The sequence below is a fragment of the Bacillota bacterium genome, from assembly GCA_024653485.1.
Lineage (GTDB): Bacteria > Bacillota > SHA-98 > UBA4971 > UBA4971 > UBA6256.
The window spans coordinates 170785-187993 of the sequence record JANLFY010000006.1 but is presented as its reverse complement, the minus strand read 5'-3'; the positions used below and the strand labels follow the sequence as shown (position 1 = coordinate 187993).

The following is a 17209-nucleotide window of genomic DNA, read 5'->3' as shown; positions in this document are numbered from 1 at the left end:
CACCCTTGCCGGACGCAGCGCAATGAACCGGCGAAACAGCTCCAGGCCGGCGTGGAAGGGCGCTCTGCCGGGCCGCACGGAGCCGCGGTCAAGGGCCGAGTGCGGTTACGGAAGGCGCCGGGAGGCAGCCTTCCTCGGCGCGCCGGGCGATCCCGAAGAGAGCCCCCGGCCGAACGCGGCGGGCCGCCGCCGTGGTATTTGGCTATTTCCCGGGAAATAAAGCCTTGGCCGGCAGCGGCGCGCCGCCGCCTATCGAGTTGCGCCTCTTCCCAGCGTGGAGAAGGAAAGCCTCTCTTCCTGTCGAATGTAGAAACCCGGGTTGGGAGGAGGAGAATGCGTGGACATCATCACTCGACTTCAGGACACAGTCGGCGCTCACTTGGAAACGGTTGCGCTGTGCCTTGTCGTTCTCTTGGCGGCAGGGACGGTGCTGCTGGCAGTTCTCGACTGGAGGCTAGGGAGACTTCTCCGAAGATACAACGCGCTCGTTCGAGGGGCGACAGGGGAGAGTCTGGAGGGACTGATCGAGGACTGTGTGAGGCGTATTGGTGAACTCGAAGAGGAACTCAAGGGCCTCAAAGAGTTCGTGGAGGATATGCACGTTGACGCGAGACGCCACGTGCAGGGGCTCGGGGTCGTGAGGTTCAATGCCTTTCAGGACACCGGGGGAGACCAGAGCTTCGCTCTCGCTCTCCTCGACGGGTCTGGAGACGGCGTGGTCGTGAGCAGTCTCTACGGACGGGACGAGTCGCGCGTGTACGCGAAGCCTGTCGAGCGAGGCTCTTCCCGTTACGCGTTGACAGCGGAGGAGCAAGAAGCGGTTGATCAGGCCCTTCGTCGCCCGCGCTAACGCAAATGCCCCGGAGGGCCCTGACCGTGCAGACGTATCGTGCCGCGGATGCAGAGGTTTGGGCGGTGCCCATCTGCGGTTCCGGCTCCCGCGGCGCGCGCGTCGTCCGGGCCGCTCAGCCCTCGGCGGTGCATATCGGAGCGCTCGGGGGAGCACACTTAGCTGTGCGGAGGGCGCGCAAAAAACCCGGCGCATGTCAGCTGACAAAGCAGGAAATCTGGCAGCGACGTCGAAGTTTCAACCTGCCTTCTGGGTCGCTCTGTGAGTTCTGGTGACCGCTCCCTGCTAGCTCGTAATTCCGGCAGTAGATCACATGCTTCCCAGTTGACCAGCCTCCGTTTCGGGTCGCCGAAGAGGGCGCCAACCTAGTATCCGGCGGCAGAGCGACCGGCGAGACTATCCTTCGGAAGGGGCGAACCATGATGTGGCGCAGGCTGCTCAGGCGCAAGTTTGCGAGACGCCGCCGAAGCGCGCTCACGATCATGGCGATACCTACTACAGACGGCAGCATCCGGAGCATTAGCGTCCCGCTGCTCCTTGTTTACGCTGGAGCGGGCGTGGCGGTAGCTGTCGTGTCCTTCCTGGTGCTGTCCTACTTCGGCATGACCGCGACGGTGGCCAGGTTCTACCATCAACAGGTCGTCAAGGACGCTCATATCGAGGAGTTGGCGAAGAAGAACGCGGAACTCGAGCGCATTAACGCCGCCAACAAGAAACAGCTCGAAGGTTTCGCGAAGAGGACGGCCGAACTCGAAGAAGAACTTTCCCGCCTAGATGCCCTAAGCAAGGAAATAATGGGTATCATTAAGGGCAAGAAAGTATCAACCGCTCCCGTGTCTCTGGCGAGTCGTGGAGACTATGAGCGTGGCGCGCTGCCCGGGGCGGAGCGCGGCGCACCCGGCACAGATGAGCCTGTGGCGGAGGATGAAGCCCTCGTCACCCAGACAGAGTCGCGTCTCGACGAACTCGTTCGCGCCGTAGACACCATGTCCACCAGCTTCTCGTCACTGCGGCGCTCCGCAGAGTCGTACAGGAGCAAGCTGGACCACACGCCTAGTGGTTGGCCGACGAGAGGGCGGGTGACTTCGAGCTTCGGGAGGCGACGCCATCCGATCACCGGCCGCATCCAAGGCCATGAGGGGATCGACATTGCCGCGCCCACGGGAACACCGATCCGGGCGACCGCCAACGGGACCGTCCGCTTCAGCGGCACGCAGGCGGGGTATGGCAGAATGGTGATCATAGACCACGGTTACGGGCTCCAGACGGTATACGCTCACAACTCGCGCAACGTGGTCCGGGCGGGACAGCGGGTGAAGCGCGGGCAGACCATAGCATACGTTGGCAGCTCTGGGACGAGCACGGGTCCGCACGTTCACTATGAGGTGCGACTGTCCGGCAAGCCTGTGAACCCCCGGAACTACATGTGAGGGAGTGTCACCGACGGCCAGCACGCGCCTCCGCGGGGACTCCCCGCAGAGGGCATGTCGTGCGAGCGCAAGGTGCCCAAACCAACTCCACGCCAGCTGAGTAAACCTACCCTGCCATACCGGCATCATCCCGGGTTCCCGCGTCAAAGTGCGCTGCCAGACCCCACGACCGGACTTCACGATCTCAGAGGGGAGGAAACCCGCATGTTCGGCAAGCGAACTGGCGAGCCGCAGCAGCCGAAGAAGGTGGACACCATCATCGGAAAGGACACCCGAATCAGCGGTCGGATCCAGGCGGAAGGCACGATTCGTATCGAAGGCACCGTTGACGGCGAGATTGACGCTGACGGAGACGTTATCGTCGGCGAGCCCGGTCGACTCGTTGCGTCGATTCACGCGCGCAATGTGACCGTTGCGGGAGAAGTCCAGGGGAACATTCACTCAGAGGGCAGGCTGGAGCTCCTTCCCACGGGCAAGCTGTACGGAGACGTAAAGACGGCGGTTCTCGCGATAGAGGACGGGGCAATCTTCAAGGGCGCGTGCGAAATGACTGAAGCGCCGGCGCGAGGCAGGCTGCTGCCTGGGAAAACCGCTCCGCCCGCGCTCCCGGAAGGCGAAGACGGAGCATCAGGGGACGGCCCAGCATGACCTTCAAAGACCGCGCCCAAGCAGGTCGCTTGCTTGCCAAGAAGCTCGAACGATACGCGGGAACTGATGCGCTCGTGTTGGCTTTGCCCAGAGGGGGCGTCCCCGTGGGCGCGGAGATAGCCCTTGCACTCTCTGCGGACCTGGACATCGTCATACCTCGGAAGATCCCGGCGCCAAGCGACCCAGAGCTCGCCATCGGTGCAGTGTCCGATCACGGAGTCCTTCTCAACGACGACCTAATCCGCAGTCTTTCCGTTACGCGTGACTATATGCGTGAGGCGGTTGCCAAGGAAAGGGCGGAGATCGAGCGCAGGTCTCGTTTGTACCGCGGTTCTGAGCCGGTGCCGAGCATCAAGGGCAGGACGGTCATCATCGTGGACGACGGCGTTGCCACGGGCTACACGATGCTCGCCGCGCTCCGCGGTGCGAAGACCCAGGAGCCGATGCGACTCGTGGCCGCGGTGCCGGTTGCACCTCCCGAGACCGTTCCGACGCTCGAGGCAGAGGCGGACGAAGTCGTCGTGCTGAGCACACCAGCGCTCTTCTTCGCCGTGGGACAGTTCTATGAGGACTTCACACAAGTGTCGGACGAGGAGGTGCAGGCGCTGCTGGCGCGGGTCCGGCGCTTCCGAAACGCTCCGAAAACGCCCCCTGAAGAGTCTCCCTGAGAGACAGAGAATACTCCGAAACAGAGCGAGGGATGATATGGCCCGAGGTGAGCTTGAAATGAAAGGGATCATAGCAGTCTCCGACGCTCTGCCGGACTACCGAGAGATGCTTGAAGAGGAAGGCTACCAGGTGGTGAGCCTCGAGGAAGGACTCGACATCGCTGACGCGGTGCTCGTCAGCGGCATGGACGTAAACCACTCAGGCGTTTCAGCGATCGATACCGAAGCGCCGGTGCTAGACGTCACCGGAAAGCGCCCGGACGAAGTCCTGAGGGCACTCGAGCAGCGCCTTGAACTAATATGATCGGCCGGACCGTCCGCGACCTCAGGTGCGCTGATCCCACCTGGCAGCCGCGACCCGCTGACTGGTCTCGCTGCCCACCCACGCATCCATGAAGTCCCGCGCGGCCGACGCAAGTGCAGTCCCTATGATGTCGGCCATTCGCATCACCAGGCATAGCCTGGTGTTCTGGAGGACCATGTACTCCATGTAGCCTCCCACATTCACGATGCCGGTGACGTGCGCGTGCCCGACCTGAGGAAGGTTCTTGCTTACGCCGGTGCCCGGCCGCAGCGGGCCCCGGCTCGCGGTGATCGTCCCCACGTTCTCCAGTCTGCCCAGGCACGCGTCAACCGCTACGATGTACGGGTTCCTGAACATGGATAGTACGCGGTCGATAGCCGTCTGCAAATTGGCCGCGTGAACCGGGTTATCGAGCGTGCCCCACACGCGACAGCCATCAATGCCCAGGCTGATGAGGCGGCTGCCTGTCAGAGGCCCCAGCGAGTCACCCGTTGATCGGTCCGTCCCAATGCAGAAGAACACAAGCGGCCTGCGAGGTGCGTCCGGTAGGTCCCGCGAGATCATGGACCGAAGCGAACCGGCTAAGATCGCCGTCGCGTCCGGGTCATCCACGTGAGCCCGACACACAGAGTCGCGGCTGCTGCCCAAGAACGTCAAAGGAGCGCCCTCCTCTTGCAGTCGCCCGCAGTCGTCCCCAACAAGCGCAAGAACCCGAAGACGGGAACGTTGCTCAAGGACGAAACGTCACTTGCAGTATATGATCGCCGCACCGCGCGTATTCCCGTTCGTCGGCGCCCGGTGGCTCCGCCTCGCCTCCTGAGGATAGGAGAGCTTGCCGGTGATCGGCCGAGGGCGGTTCCGAGAGGCAGGGCTCGCGGTCCCTTCTCGACCGTGGCCCGCCAGCGCTGCCTCCGCTTGGAGACTGCCTCACGAGGCTGGGCAGCGGCGGTACTCCCGTGGCGCAGGCCCTAGGTAGGCTCACCATGCGTGAGTGCTGCAAAAGCCCTCGTCTTGAATATGGATTACCGTGCGGGCGCTCTCCCTGCGCATCATCGGAAGCGGGCTCGAAAGAGCCGCGTCAAACAGGACTGTGTTGCGAGCGCCGCCTTGTGCCGCGCTCGTCAGGCGTCTCAGGGACATAGGGGAGGTGGACGAGTGCGCGGAGGCGCAGAACGACGCGGCGGCGGCCACATGGACATCAAGCTAGCCGCCACTTACCTCGGGACGGTGGTCGGGGCCGGCTTCGCATCGGGGCAGGAACACCTTCATTTCTTCGTTGGATTCTCTTCAAAGGGCAACCTCGGAGTCCTGCTGGCCGGCCTTCTTTTCATTGTCTTCGGCGTGCTCCTCGCCGACCTCGCCTCGAGACACGGGACCTCATCACCCGAGGAGCTGCTCGCTCTCGTCGCCGGGAGGGCGCTAGTTAGAGCGCTCGACTGGCTTCTTACAGTGTTCATGTTTTGTTCGTTGTGCATCATGCTTTCAGGAAGCGGAGCGTTGTTCAGGGAGCAGGCAGGGCTGGCCGCTGAGCTCGGAATGGCTATCACTGCCGCCGTTACCTTGATTGCGTCCACTAGAGGGGCGGCGGGACTGCTCTCCATCAACGCGCTGCTGGCTCCGCTGCTGCTGGGTGTGCCCGTGACGGTCGCCGCCATCTCTCTCATCAGGGCCGGTTGCGGCGTCCTTCCACCCCCGTATGTCCGTGCCGCGGAAAGGGCCTCAGGCAATCTCCTCCTCCCAGCATGGCCGGTCTCGAGCGTCGTGTACGTGTCGTATAATCTTCTGCTTGCCTTTGCGGCCTTTGCCTCAATGGGAGAGGAGCTGGAGGACACGAGAACCGCCCGACGAGGCGCGGCACTAGGAGGGGCTGTGCTCCTGATCTTCCTGGCCGCCATCCACGTTACACTAATGCTCCATGGCGAAGAGGTCTGGAGGACCGAGGTTCCCATGTTGCTTGCCGCCTCACGGCTCGGAGCGGCATTCCGGCTCGCGTACTCGGCAGTGCTGTGGGTGGCCATGATCACCACAGCGGCGGCAGGGGGCTTCGCGATGTCGCGCAGATTGGCGAAGAGGCTTCGCGTATCTCAGCAGACGTTGGCCGCCGTCGTTACGCTCGCTGCAGCCCTAGTCGCCCGGATCGGCTTTGCACGTCTGGTCGGCCGGGTGTACCCTGCGTTTGGCTACCTCGGGCTCCCGCTGGTCCTCGGTCTAGCCGCGGCGTATGTCAGAGAGCGTCTTACTATAACAATTTTGACATGAGCCTCTTCCGAGCCGGACGTGCCCAAAGTTTCAAGTCATTGTTGCGAATGCACGCCATGGCTTGATCCACCGCCTCGTCCGCCGAGGCGGCCTCCCGCAAGACAGCCGGCTCACTCTGATCTATAATGGGCGTGGAGGATGCACAGCTTTTGTCGCGGCAGGCGAGCGGCAGTGTAGCGGAGGAGGTACGGTCTGTGCGGAGAAGAACGCGTCCGCGTCCAACGTTACGACAAGGCCACGAGACCAGCGCTTCCACTGATAGTCAGGCAACCCGGGGCCCCGCTGGTGAGACGCGCGCCGCAGGCGCTGATGGACCGCTGCGCGCCGTAAGAACGCGGGGTGGCGCGCGCCTACCGCGCGCGGCCGCAGAGGTGGACCGGGCATCCGATGGAGCTGCAAGTCAGGGGCATGGTTCCTCCAGCCAGGTAGACGCCATGGAGCTGGTGAGGAGAGGTTGCGAACTCCTGAATAGTGGAAGATTGGACGAGGCGCTGGCGGAGTTCGAGGCTGCGGTAGCGGCGGACCCCAGAAATGCAGAGGCCCAGAACAAGTTAGGGGTCGTCCTTGCCCGCCAGGGCAAGTTGGACGAAGCTAGGAAACTGTTTGAGAGGGCTCTCGCCACGGATCCGCGGTGCGCTGCCGCCATGAGCAACCTGGGGAACACATACAAGGAGAGCGGCATGCTTGACAAAGCCGTGGAATTCTATAAGATGGCGTTGTCGGTGGACCCCGAGTACGCCACCGCCCACCACAATCTTGCGGTGGCGTACAGGCAAATGGGGAAGATCGATCGGGCAGTCATCCATTTCAAGCAGGCGAGCAGGCTTCAGCTGCGTCGCTCGGCCTTGCAGGGCGAGACGGCCCGATTCGGGAGGCACCTCTGGCTTCTGATCGCGGGGGGCCTCATCTTCGCCTACCTTTTCATCTTCAAGAAATGACGCGTCTTGCCGGGCCGAGGGTCCGGCCCGGCCCGGCCTGAAGCGGGGATGATGTGACCGTGCAGACGGGGTTGACAATCAGAGGGCTCAGGGCGGCCAACACCGCCGCGGTTCCCGTGTCAGCGGCCGTGGCCCTTGTGGTGGTTACGTTGCTTACCGGAACAAGCCTGGCCTATGCGCGCGACTTGGCGGCCTCCCCGATCGCCAAAGGAGTAAGTGTCGCCGATATCCCATTGGGCGGCCTCACGCGCGAGGAAGCAACGCGCGCACTGACCCGCTTTGTCTCCGACGTAGTGACGCTGCCGATCACCCTTGTCTGGGAGGACCAATCGTGGCAACTGAATCCCTCCGACATTGGTGTGGAGGTGGACATTCCTGCCACGGTCGACCGCGCCATGGCCATAGGACGAACCGGCTCTTGGCTGGCGAGATGGCGGGAGAGACGGACCGTCGCTGCGTCCGGTCGCAAGATCCCGCTGGTGACAACGGTGGACGAATACCTCTTCAGGGACATTCTGTTCGAGCTTGCAGCGGAGATCGATGTCCCCGCCGAGAATGCGGGCTTCTCCATAGCACCCGACGACACTGTCCGGATCAAACCCTCTGTTGTCGGACGGCGGTTGGACACGAGCAGGCTAGGTGCCGCGATAAGAGATGCGCTCCTCCAGAGAGAGGGGCGACAAGTGCGTCTGATCGTGGAACCAGTTGCCCCCCAAGTCACCACCGAGCAACTTGAGGCGATGAGAATCAAGAGGTGCATTGGCGCGTACACCACACGCTTCGCTCCGGACGACGAAGCGAGAACGCACAACATCCGCTCTGCGGCTCAAGCGATCAACGGGGTGCTGGTGGCCCCGGGCGAGGTGTTCTCGTTCAACGCGGCCGTGGGTCCGCGCAGCAAGGACACAGGATACCTCGAGGCTCCGGTGGTGATCGAAGACGAGCTGGTTCCAGGAGTTGGCGGAGGCATCTGCCAGGTATCATCCACTCTGTATAACGCGGTTCTCCTCGCTGGATTGGAGGTCGTGGCGCGCGCGAACCACTCGGTCGCCCCGGCGTACGTGCCGGTCGGGCGGGACGCCACCGTCGCATACGACTACATCGACTTCCGGTTCAGGAACGACGCCCCGGGCCACGTAATGGTGATGTCCCACGTGGGGAGGGACTCCGTCACTGTGAAGATTTACGGGGACGCCCCTCCGGATAGGGAGGTCCTCATTCGAACGGACATCGAGGAGAAGCTCCCGCCGAGCGTCGTCAGGAAGGAGGATCCGGCGCTCGCGGCGGGCGATGAGATCGTGGATGATGAGGGATCTTGGGGTTACGTAGTAAGTGTGTACCGAATCATCAGGATAGGCGGAGTCGAGAAGGCCAAGGAGCTTCTTTCCCGCGATCGATACAGACCAAGGGCCAGACGCGTTCTGGTCGGTTCGGGGGCTCCCAGGGCACCGGATCTGAAGGCCTCCGCCATCGGCCGGGAACCGAATCACTGAACCCGCATGGGCCTGGGCACGCTCGGCCCGTAGCGGGGAGGGCGGTGCTCCGGCGGCTGGAGGTGGAAGCTTGAGCGAGGGCAGGTTTGACCCAGAGCTTGTCAGGGCTTTCAAGTTCTACGGCACCATCAGTTTCAACATCGCAGGGTCCATGGCTCTGGGGTTCGCCGCAGGCTACGCGCTTGACGCCAAGTTTGGGACACGTCCGTGCCTGGCTGTCGTGGGGTTTCTCCTTGGCGCTCTCGCGGGGTTCTGGGGCGTATACAAACTTGTCATGTCCGAGTTCCGCGACAGGCCGCCGAATCCCAAATCATGAAGTCCGCTGAAGGGGGACATCTCTGCATGGCAGCAGGATTACTCGCGGGCGCCCTCCTCGGGGCGCTCGATCTTTTCACGATGGTCCGTATGTCAAACAGGGCTGCTGAGCTCAGCCCCGCTCGGGCGTCCACGCTCGTGCGGTGGGTCGCCGCGGGTCGAGTGGTCTTCGTGTTCATGATGCTGGCGTTGGGTGCAATGGCCCTTGACCAGCCGGCGTTCCTATGTCTCGCTGCAAGCTACGTGGGAGTCCGTGTCAGTGGGCTTCTCGTGGTAGCTGGGAAGCATCCGTGCACTCGAGCAGAGCGGCGCCGCGACGTGCCGCCCTCCGACAGCCCGGCCGGGGACGCCGGGACAATCTGATGGCCGCGCCGTTCGGCCAAGTAGCTTGAATCGAGGGACGAGACATGACGCACGTTTCGGGTGAGATCGGCGCGCACCTCCTGATGCGCGTAGGCGTCTTCACATTTCACTTGGACACCATCATCATGACATGGATCGTCATGGCCTTGCTCGTGATTGTGGCCGTGGTCGCGAGGAGGATAATGAGAGACGTTCCAGCCGGCCTCCAGAATGTAGTGGAGTACGGCGTGGAGGCGCTCTGGGGCCTTGTCGCCGACAACGTGCCGCCCAAAGCGCGCGGGTGCTTCCCTGTCATCGCAACGCTGTTCCTATTCATCCTGGCATCCAACCTCATAGGGGTCGTGCCAGGGATGAAGTCGCCGACCGCCGACATCAACGTGACGCTCGCGCTTGCAGCGGTGGTGCTGGGGCTCACCATCTACGCGGGGGCGTCGGTCAAGGGTGTCTGGGGTTACATCGCCGGGTTTGTAAAGCCGAACCCGTTGTTCCTGCCCCTGAACCTGATCGAGCTCTGCACCCGGGCGATCACGCTGGCCTTGCGATTATTCGGGAACATTTTCGCCGGCGACGTGCTCGTGATCATCTTGGGGAGACTCGTGGCGTACGCAGTCCCAGCCGTAGGACAGGCATTCCACGTGTTCGTGGGCGTGCTTCAGGCATATCTCTTCGTCATGCTGTCCATCGCGTACGTGTCCGTGGCCGCTGAGGACTAGCAGGGAGGCCTTGAGGCCACGGGGTCCCACGGGCTTAAAGGGACGGGGAGCAGGCAGGGCGAGCTTGCGTCATCGTCCCGGTCGGGCGAGACGTCGGGCGAGAGAGGGGTTACGGGAACTCCCACGACCGAGGCCACACCCGGGCATCCGCACCCGGAGTTCGGGTTGGCACCGGGGTCTGGGTCATGACACAAGCAAGTAACACAAAGCTTCGAGCGAAGGAGAGGATAAACCATGACAGAGGTCATGCTTCTAAAGATCATTTCGGTGGCCGCAATATGCATCATCGTGTGCGTCGCTGCACTGGTGGCAGGGCTTGGCGACGCCCACGTGGCTGGAAAGGCCGTGGACGGCATTGCGCGCCAGCCGGAGGCAAAGGCCTCCATCTTCTCGACGATGCTGATAGGCATAGGCCTTGTCGAGGCCACGCCCATCATAGCGTTGGTGGTAGCCCTCATCCTCCTTTATGCTAACCCCCTCATGGGCTAGGGTTGACCACGTGGTGGCAGTGTGGCAGCAGCGGCAGCCCAACTGCGGGAGACCAGGCGCTGCCCAGCGGCTTGTCACTCAGGGCCACCCGGCGTCGGCCTGGTCACATGACAGAGGCGTCCGAGGAGGGATGAGCGTTGATCCAGATCGACATGACCTTTTTCGCAAGCGTAATCAACTTCCTGCTGCTCACGGCGCTCCTTACGTTCTTCCTCTATAGGCCAGTCCGCAAATTCATGATGGAGCGGCAGGAGCGCATAAGACGGTCACTGGAGGAGGCGGCGCAGAGCCGGGCGGAGGCCGCCAGAATGAAGCAGGAGTATGAGTCACGCCTGGCTCAGGCGAGAAGCGAGGCGCAGGACATCATCGAGAAGGCAATGGTTCAGGGGGAGCGGGCGCAGGCGGAGATCCTGGACGCTGCGCGCAAAGAGGCTCAGGCCATTCTAGAGCGGGCGAGGATCGAGGCTGCCCGGGAGCGGCAGGCAGCGTTCGAGGCTCTGCGCGACGATATCGTGGATCTCGTCATATCCACCGCGAGCGCGGTCGTGGGAAGGAGGATCGGTTCCTCCGATGACGAAGCCCTCGCGCGGCGCGTTCTAGACGAAGGCTGGCTCGCGATCGTCGGGGAGAGGAGACTATGAGGCCCATCAGAAGAAAGCAACAGCCGCCGTCAGAAAGCCCGCTGAGGATCATGGTGCGGACCGCGAGACCGCTGTCATCGGAACTCGGAGAGCGCATCCGCACCCACGCGGCGGAGGCGCTCGGGAGCCCCATCGCCATCTCATTTGAGCATGACCCCTCCCTACTGGGTGGGATCGTCTTTCAGCTGGGGAACACGGTGCTTGACGCAAGCACGAGTCGGGGCCTGGAGGAGCTCAGGGCGAGACTAGACGAGCACCTTCGCGCGGCGGCCGGACCCGCCGCGGGTGTGGCGACTCCTGCCACTCCAACTGCCGACGTGCGCCCGACGCGAGAAGCCATCAGATCTGCGATACGAATGGTCGAGAGCCAGACGCCGCTTCCCGTGGTGGAGGAAGTCGGCACTGTGGTCGCCGTCGGTGACGGCGTAGCGAGAGTGAGCGGGCTCCCGTCGGCCATGGCCGGCGAGCTGGTGGCGTTCGATGGAGGCGGCGAGGGGATGGTCCTCGACTTGGATGCGGATCAGGTGGGATGCATTGTCTTTAGTGGTGGAGAAGGGCTCGTCGAGGGCACCGTCGTCCGTTGCACGGGGAGAGTTGTCGACGTGCCTGTGGGGGAAGAGCTGCTCGGACGCATGGTGACCCCTCTCGGTGAGCCTCTGGATGGGAAGGGGCCCATCCTGGCGCGTTCTAGGCGTAATATCGAGGGCTCAGCACCCGGGATCGCAGACCGGGAACCCGTGAGCGTGCCGCTGCAGACGGGAATTCTCGCCGTGGACGCCATGGTGCCCATCGGGAGGGGACAGCGTGAGCTCATCATCGGCGATCGACAAACGGGCAAGACGTCCATCGCGGTAGACGCGATAATCAGTCAGAGGGGGTCGGGGGTGCTCTGTGTATATGTTGCCATAGGCCAGAAAGCGTCCAGCATAGCACAGACCGTTGGCGTGCTCGAGGAGCACGGCGCCCTTTCCTATACAATCGTCGTGGCGGCATCAGCGAGTGACCCAGCGCCACTTCAGTACATTGCCCCGTACGCGGGCTGCGCGATGGCCGAGCACTTCATGTATGGCGGCAGGGACGTGCTCGTCGTGTACGACGACCTCTCGAAACACGCCGCCGCGCACAGAGAGGTCGCTCTGCTTCTCCGCAGGCCCCCGGGGCGGGAAGCCTACCCAGGGGACGTCTTCTACATCCACGGTCGGCTCCTCGAACGAGCTGCCAAGCTGTCGAAGGAACGAGGCGGGGGATCGATGACCGCGCTGCCGATCGTCGAGACACTCGCTGGAGACGTGTCTGCGTACATTCCGACCAATACGATCTCCATCACGGACGGCCAGATTTACCTTGAGAGCGACTTGTTCTTCTCCGGCGTCCGGCCAGCTGTGAACGTCGGGCTCTCGGTGTCGCGCGTCGGCGGCGACGCTCAGCTTCCCGCGATGAGAAGCCTTTCATCTCGTCTGCGGCTTGACCTCGCGCAGTACCGCGAGCTATCTGCTTTCGCCCAATTCGGGGCGGATCTGGACAAGGCCACACAGGCACAGCTTCGTCGAGGCGAACGAATAGTGGAGGTTCTAAAGCAACCGAACCACGAGGTCCTGGCTATCGAGGACGAGATCATCGTGCTGTTCGCGCTTTCTGGAGAGTGGCTCGAGGATGTCCCGGTGGACCAGGCCAGGTGGTTCGTGAGGGAGTTCCTGATGCGCATCAAGGAAGAGCGCCCGGCTCTTGTGCGCCGGATACGCGAAACCGGACGAATTGACGAAGTGGAAGGGGATCTCGCCCGTGCGCTGGACGTCTTCAAGGCGGATCTCGCGGGGGTGATGGGGCGCCATGCGGAGTCTGCGTGAAGTCAGACGGCACATCCGGACCATTCGCGAGATCCGTCACCTCACCGGGGCAATGAGACTCGTGGCCGCAGCCAAGCTCAGGCAAGCCCAGGCTAGGGTCGAGGCGGCTCGCCCGTTCGCAAGGAAAATCAGCGAGGTCCTGCTGGACATCTCGTCGCTGGCGGGATACGCGCATCCGCTCATGATCGCGCGCCCGCCGCACACGGTGTGCGTGATGCTGGTCACCTCCGACAGGGGGATGTGCGGGAGGTACAACGATGACATCATCGCGGCCGCGCTGGACCTCATAGATCGCACGAGCGGCCGCGAAGCGGCAAGAGTGATCGCTATCGGCCGAGTCGGCGGGCGGGCTTGTCGTGAGCTGGGCATTCCGATACTCGAGGAGAGGAGCCTCGCGTCCAAGCGTCCGACGTTTGCACTGGCAAGAGCGGTGGCGGCGAGGATACTGAAGGCGTATGACGCCAAAGAAGTCGACCACGTGTACCTGGTCTATTCCCGGTTCTACTCGGTGACCGAGCAACGGCCCAGGATCTTCCGGTTGATCCCCATTGCGCCCTTCGAGAGCGCCCGCGCGGACCGGATCCCGACCGGCACGTGCCTTTTCGAGCCGTCCCCCAGAGAAGTCGTGGACCACTTGGTGACCAGGTATGTCGAGGTCGAGGTGTACAGGGCGCTGCTTGAGGCGGAGGCGGGAGAACGAGGGGCGAGGATGACCGCCATGAGCGCGGCCCAGGACAACGCTTCGCAGCTCATCGAGCGTCTGACGCTCGCGTTCCACAGGTCGCGGCAGGCGCAGATCACCCGCGAGATAGCCGACATCGTCGGGGGCGCGGAAGCGCTCATCGACGGACTGGTCGCGCCCTCCTCGCCCAACGAAGGAGGCTCACGGTGACCTGCCTGAAGCACGAGAGCGTGCTCAGCCGAGCCGGGCGTCGAGCCGTCGAGCCATGTCAGAGCGATTTCCGCGGCCGTTGTCGCGGTCGCACCCTTCAAGAGAGGCTTGAAAAGAGTGGCTTGAAAACGAGGGAGTAAGACATGAGAGGGCATGTAGTCAGGGTTAGAGGTGCAGTCATCGACATCAGCTTCGAAGCGGAGGACAACCTCCCTCCGATACACTCCGCCGTGTTCATCGCCAAACCCGCAAGTGGCGCCTCGCCAGCGCGCAGGACCGGGCGCGCCGTCCCGGCCACGGGGAGTGTGAACATACGCACAGGCGAGCGGAAGGACGAGGCGGCCTCGGGAGCGAGCGAAACAGCCGTCGTGGCAGAGGTGGCAAGCCACGTGGGAGGGGGACTCGTCCGGTGCGTGGCCCTTTCCCCCACCGAAGGCCTTCGTCGAGGCGTGGAGGCATTCTCCGACGGCCGCCCCATAACCGTTCCCACGGGCGAAGCCGTTCTCGGGCGCGTGCTCAACGTGTTTGGGCAGACCATCGACGGTGGGCCGCCCATCCCAGAGACGGACGCTCCGCGCAGGCCGATACACCGCAAGCCGCCTTCCTTTGAGGAGCAGGACACGCACCTGCGCATGCTCGAGACCGGTATCAAGGCCATCGACTTGCTTGCGCCGTATCCGCGCGGCGGTAAGGTCGGCCTGTTTGGAGGAGCGGGTGTCGGCAAGACCGTGCTCATCATGGAGCTCATTAGGCACGTCGCCGCAGAGCACGGCGGAGTGTCGGTCTTTGCAGGGGTTGGAGAACGGACGCGGGAAGGGAACGAGCTGTGGCTGTCCATGAAGAGGTCGGGCGTTCTCGACAAGGCCGTGCTAGTCTTCGGCCAGATGAACGAGCCGCCCGGAGCGCGGCTGAGGGCGGCGTACAGCGGCCTCACTGTAGCTGAGGCCTTCCGCGACGATAGAGGTCAGGACGTGCTCTTATTCATCGACAACATATTCAGGTTCATCCAAGCCGGCGCCGAGGTATCGGCCTTGTTGGGGCGGATGCCGTCCGCCGTTGGCTACCAGCCGACCCTTGCCTCGGAGCTAGGGACCCTCCAGGACAGGATCACCTCAACGCGTCGCGGGGCTATCACCTCGATTCAGGCCGTGTACGTGCCGGCGGACGACTACACGGATCCCGCGCCTGCCACGACGTTCAGCCACCTCGACGCCACGACAAACCTGGAGAGGAGCATAGCCGAAATGGGGATATACCCGGCTGTGGACCCACTTGCGTCCACATCCAGACTTCTCGATCCGCGGGTGGTCGGGGAGCGTCATTACAACACCGCGCGCAGCGTGCAAGCCATCCTGCAGCGCTACAAGGATCTCCAGGACGTCATAGCCATCCTGGGTGTCGACGAGCTATCCCCTGATGACCGGCGCATCGTAGCCCGAGCGCGAAGGATACAGAGATTCCTCTCCCAGCCCTTCTTCGTCTCCGAGCAGTTCACGGGGATCCCCGGGCGGTTTGTGCCCGTCGATGAGACGGTGCGGGGGTTTGCTGAGATCCTTGAAGGAAAGCACGATGCGTTACCCGAACAAGCGTTCTATATGGTCGGTACCATTGACGAGGCCGTGGAGAAGGCGGAGATCATCGCGCACCGGGAGGCATCCTGAGCCGTGTCCAAGACAATGCGGCTTGAGGTCGTAACGCCTGACAGAATGGAGTTCTCAGGTGACGTGGAATCGGTCATAGCTCCGACAGTGTCCGGGTACATCGGGATCCTTCCCGGCCACATACCCTTGATCGCAAGGCTCGCGGTGGGAGTGCTCACGGTGCGGACGGGAGCTTCCCGGCTCACCTTGGCGGTGAGCGAAGGATACATGGAGGTCTCACCGCGCAAGGTCATCGTCCTAGCGGAGGCTGCAGAGATGCCGGGGGAGATCGACGTCGAGCGGGCTCTCTCGGCCAAGCGGCGGGCCGAGGAGATCCTAGCCACTAGCAGGGAACACGTGGTGTTGGCACGCGCCCGGGCGTCCCTTCAGAAGGCCGTCAACCGCCTCAAAGTTGCGAAACACAAGAACGGAGGCGGAAAGGGATCTTCGTCTGCGCCGGAGAAAATAGGAGGAGATTAGAAGCGGGGCGGAGGAGGGGTCGGCAAGATGAGGATAGAGCCGTTCTCCATCGAAAGATGGTTTGGCCGCTACGAGTTCACGGCGCGATACAACATCGCCGCTAGCTCGATAGAGCCTTTCACCCTGGCAGAACTGGAGGAGATCTGTGGGGCCGAAGCGCTGCGCGGAGACGCGCCCGTCAGCTTGGGGTACACGGATAGCCGCGGGATCCCGGAGCTGCGGCAGGAGATTGCCAAGATGTATCCCGGTCGCGGTTCGGAAAACGTCCTCGTCACGACGGGCGCCATTGAGGCGAACTTCCTCGTCTTCGCGGCATTGCTGGAGCCGGGCGATATCGTGATCTCGGAGTTCCCGGCCTACCAGCAGCTGTATGAGGTCCCGCGGTCCCAGGGAGCTGATGTCAAGCTGTGGCGCTTGGACGAGGCACAGGGCTTCAGACCGGACATCTCGGAGCTCGAGGCTCTGGTTGCACAGGGTGCGAAGATGATCGTTATCAACCACCCTCATAACCCGACAGGCGCGCCCATAGACGCGGGCAGCATGGCTGCGGTATGCGATATCGCGGAGCAACTCGAGGCCGTGCTCGTGTCGGACGAGGTGTACAGGGGCTTGTCCCTGTCAGACAGCGTGGCATCGCCGTCCGCCCAGAGATTCTCCGACAGCGCGGTGAGCATCGGCAGCATGTCGAAGGCATATGGGCTTCCCGGCCTCCGTATAGGTTGGATAGTCGGTCCCGAAGAGATAATAGAGAAGTGCTCGATCCTCCGTGACTACACTTCCATATGCCCCGCAGGACCATCGCAGCTTCTCGCGCTTGCTGCGCTCCGCAGCGCAGACAAGGTGCTCGCCCGAAGCCGGTCAATAGCTCGAAGGAATCTCTCCACGCTCAATGAGTGGCTCCGGGAGAATTCCGGGCTTGTCAGGTGCGTCCTTCCGAGGGAAGGTGTGGTCGTCTTCGTGAGATACGCCGCCGATGCGCCTTCCCTTGAGATAGCCGAGGAATTGGTGAAGGAGGACGGAGTCTTGGTGGTGCCGGGGTCATGCTTTGAGATGGAAGGGTATCTCAGGATAGGATTCGGCGGGAACGCGAGTGTCCTCGAAACCGGGCTCGACCTATTGTCGAAGAAGCTCGCCTCGCTGACATGATCCCCTCGACCGGCAGCTTGCACCTTCGTTGCTATGTGAAGGAGGCAAAGGTATAATACTAGAAGAAGCAGGCACGAGCGCCCGGGAAGAGGA

19 protein-coding genes are annotated in these 17209 nt (G+C 63.1%); 18 read left to right on the top strand and 1 reads right to left on the bottom strand.

Annotated elements, in window-relative coordinates; genetic code table 11:
- Positions 1–337: 337 nt before the first annotated feature.
- From NUW12_06775 to NUW12_06755, 5 genes are all read left to right on the top strand, one after another.
- Entirely contained in the window at positions 338–850 is a 513-nt protein-coding gene (locus NUW12_06775) for a DUF4446 family protein (GenBank protein MCR4402473.1), read from the top strand.
- A gap of 419 nt (positions 851–1269) precedes the next feature.
- Positions 1270–2280: a M23 family metallopeptidase gene (locus NUW12_06770; GenBank protein ID MCR4402472.1), complete on the top strand. Its 1011-nt coding sequence runs from the start codon at positions 1270–1272 to the stop codon at positions 2278–2280.
- Positions 2281–2484: 204 nt separating this feature from the next.
- On the top strand, positions 2485–2928 hold the full coding sequence (locus tag NUW12_06765; protein ID MCR4402471.1) for a polymer-forming cytoskeletal protein: 444 nt from the start codon (positions 2485–2487) through the stop codon (positions 2926–2928).
- Positions 2925–3596 carry a phosphoribosyltransferase gene (locus tag NUW12_06760; protein ID MCR4402470.1) on the top strand — a complete coding sequence of 224 codons (672 nt, stop codon included), beginning with the start codon at positions 2925–2927 and terminating at the stop codon, positions 3594–3596. Before NUW12_06765 ends, NUW12_06760 begins: the two co-directional genes overlap by 4 nt.
- A gap of 58 nt (positions 3597–3654) precedes the next feature.
- Positions 3655–3900, top strand: a complete 246-nt coding sequence (locus NUW12_06755; protein ID MCR4402469.1) for a YkuS family protein — start codon at positions 3655–3657, stop codon at positions 3898–3900.
- Positions 3901–3921: 21 nt separating this feature from the next.
- Here NUW12_06755 and yyaC read toward each other — a convergent pair whose 3' ends face one another.
- The gene (yyaC, locus tag NUW12_06750) at positions 3922–4557 is read right to left on the bottom strand and encodes a spore protease YyaC (protein MCR4402468.1); all 636 of its coding nucleotides are present in this window, start codon (positions 4555–4557) and stop codon (positions 3922–3924) included.
- A gap of 498 nt (positions 4558–5055) precedes the next feature.
- Between yyaC and NUW12_06745 the strand changes: the two genes are divergently transcribed.
- The 13 genes from NUW12_06745 (at position 5056) to NUW12_06685 (ending at position 17116) form a co-directional block, all read left to right on the top strand.
- The gene (locus tag NUW12_06745; protein MCR4402467.1) at positions 5056–6159 is read left to right on the top strand and encodes a hypothetical protein; all 1104 of its coding nucleotides are present in this window, start codon (positions 5056–5058) and stop codon (positions 6157–6159) included.
- 371 nt (positions 6160–6530) lie between these two features.
- Positions 6531–7097: a tetratricopeptide repeat protein gene (locus NUW12_06740; protein ID MCR4402466.1), complete on the top strand. Its 567-nt coding sequence runs from the start codon at positions 6531–6533 to the stop codon at positions 7095–7097.
- Positions 7098–7156: 59 nt separating this feature from the next.
- Positions 7157–8590, top strand: coding sequence for a VanW family protein (locus tag NUW12_06735; GenBank protein ID MCR4402465.1), 1434 nt, complete (start codon positions 7157–7159; stop codon positions 8588–8590).
- Between the two features lie 70 nt (positions 8591–8660).
- Entirely contained in the window at positions 8661–8906 is a 246-nt protein-coding gene (locus NUW12_06730; GenBank protein MCR4402464.1) for an AtpZ/AtpI family protein, read from the top strand.
- 26 nt (positions 8907–8932) lie between these two features.
- On the top strand, positions 8933–9268 hold the full coding sequence (locus NUW12_06725; protein MCR4402463.1) for a hypothetical protein: 336 nt from the start codon (positions 8933–8935) through the stop codon (positions 9266–9268).
- 44 nt (positions 9269–9312) lie between these two features.
- Complete coding sequence (gene atpB, locus NUW12_06720) at positions 9313–9981, top strand: F0F1 ATP synthase subunit A (GenBank protein MCR4402462.1); 669 nt, start codon at positions 9313–9315, stop codon at positions 9979–9981.
- Between the two features lie 234 nt (positions 9982–10215).
- Positions 10216–10470 carry an ATP synthase F0 subunit C gene (gene atpE, locus NUW12_06715; protein ID MCR4402461.1) on the top strand — a complete coding sequence of 85 codons (255 nt, stop codon included), beginning with the start codon at positions 10216–10218 and terminating at the stop codon, positions 10468–10470.
- Positions 10471–10607: 137 nt separating this feature from the next.
- Entirely contained in the window at positions 10608–11111 is a 504-nt protein-coding gene (gene atpF / locus NUW12_06710) for a F0F1 ATP synthase subunit B (GenBank protein MCR4402460.1), read from the top strand.
- Positions 11108–12958 (top strand): F0F1 ATP synthase subunit alpha, encoded by a 1851-nt coding sequence (gene atpA / locus NUW12_06705; protein ID MCR4402459.1) that lies wholly within the window; start codon positions 11108–11110, stop codon positions 12956–12958. Before atpF ends, atpA begins: the two co-directional genes overlap by 4 nt.
- Positions 12942–13850: an ATP synthase F1 subunit gamma gene (gene atpG / locus NUW12_06700; protein ID MCR4402458.1), complete on the top strand. Its 909-nt coding sequence runs from the start codon at positions 12942–12944 to the stop codon at positions 13848–13850. The genes atpA and atpG overlap by 17 nt, the downstream gene beginning before the upstream one ends.
- Positions 13851–13993: 143 nt before the next feature.
- The gene (atpD, locus tag NUW12_06695; protein MCR4402457.1) at positions 13994–15511 is read left to right on the top strand and encodes a F0F1 ATP synthase subunit beta; all 1518 of its coding nucleotides are present in this window, start codon (positions 13994–13996) and stop codon (positions 15509–15511) included.
- A 3-nt stretch (positions 15512–15514) separates the two neighbouring features.
- Positions 15515–15970, top strand: coding sequence for a F0F1 ATP synthase subunit epsilon (locus NUW12_06690; protein MCR4402456.1), 456 nt, complete (start codon positions 15515–15517; stop codon positions 15968–15970).
- A gap of 27 nt (positions 15971–15997) precedes the next feature.
- Complete coding sequence (locus NUW12_06685) at positions 15998–17116, top strand: aminotransferase class I/II-fold pyridoxal phosphate-dependent enzyme (protein MCR4402455.1); 1119 nt, start codon at positions 15998–16000, stop codon at positions 17114–17116.
- The last annotated feature ends 93 nt before the right edge of the window (positions 17117–17209 follow it).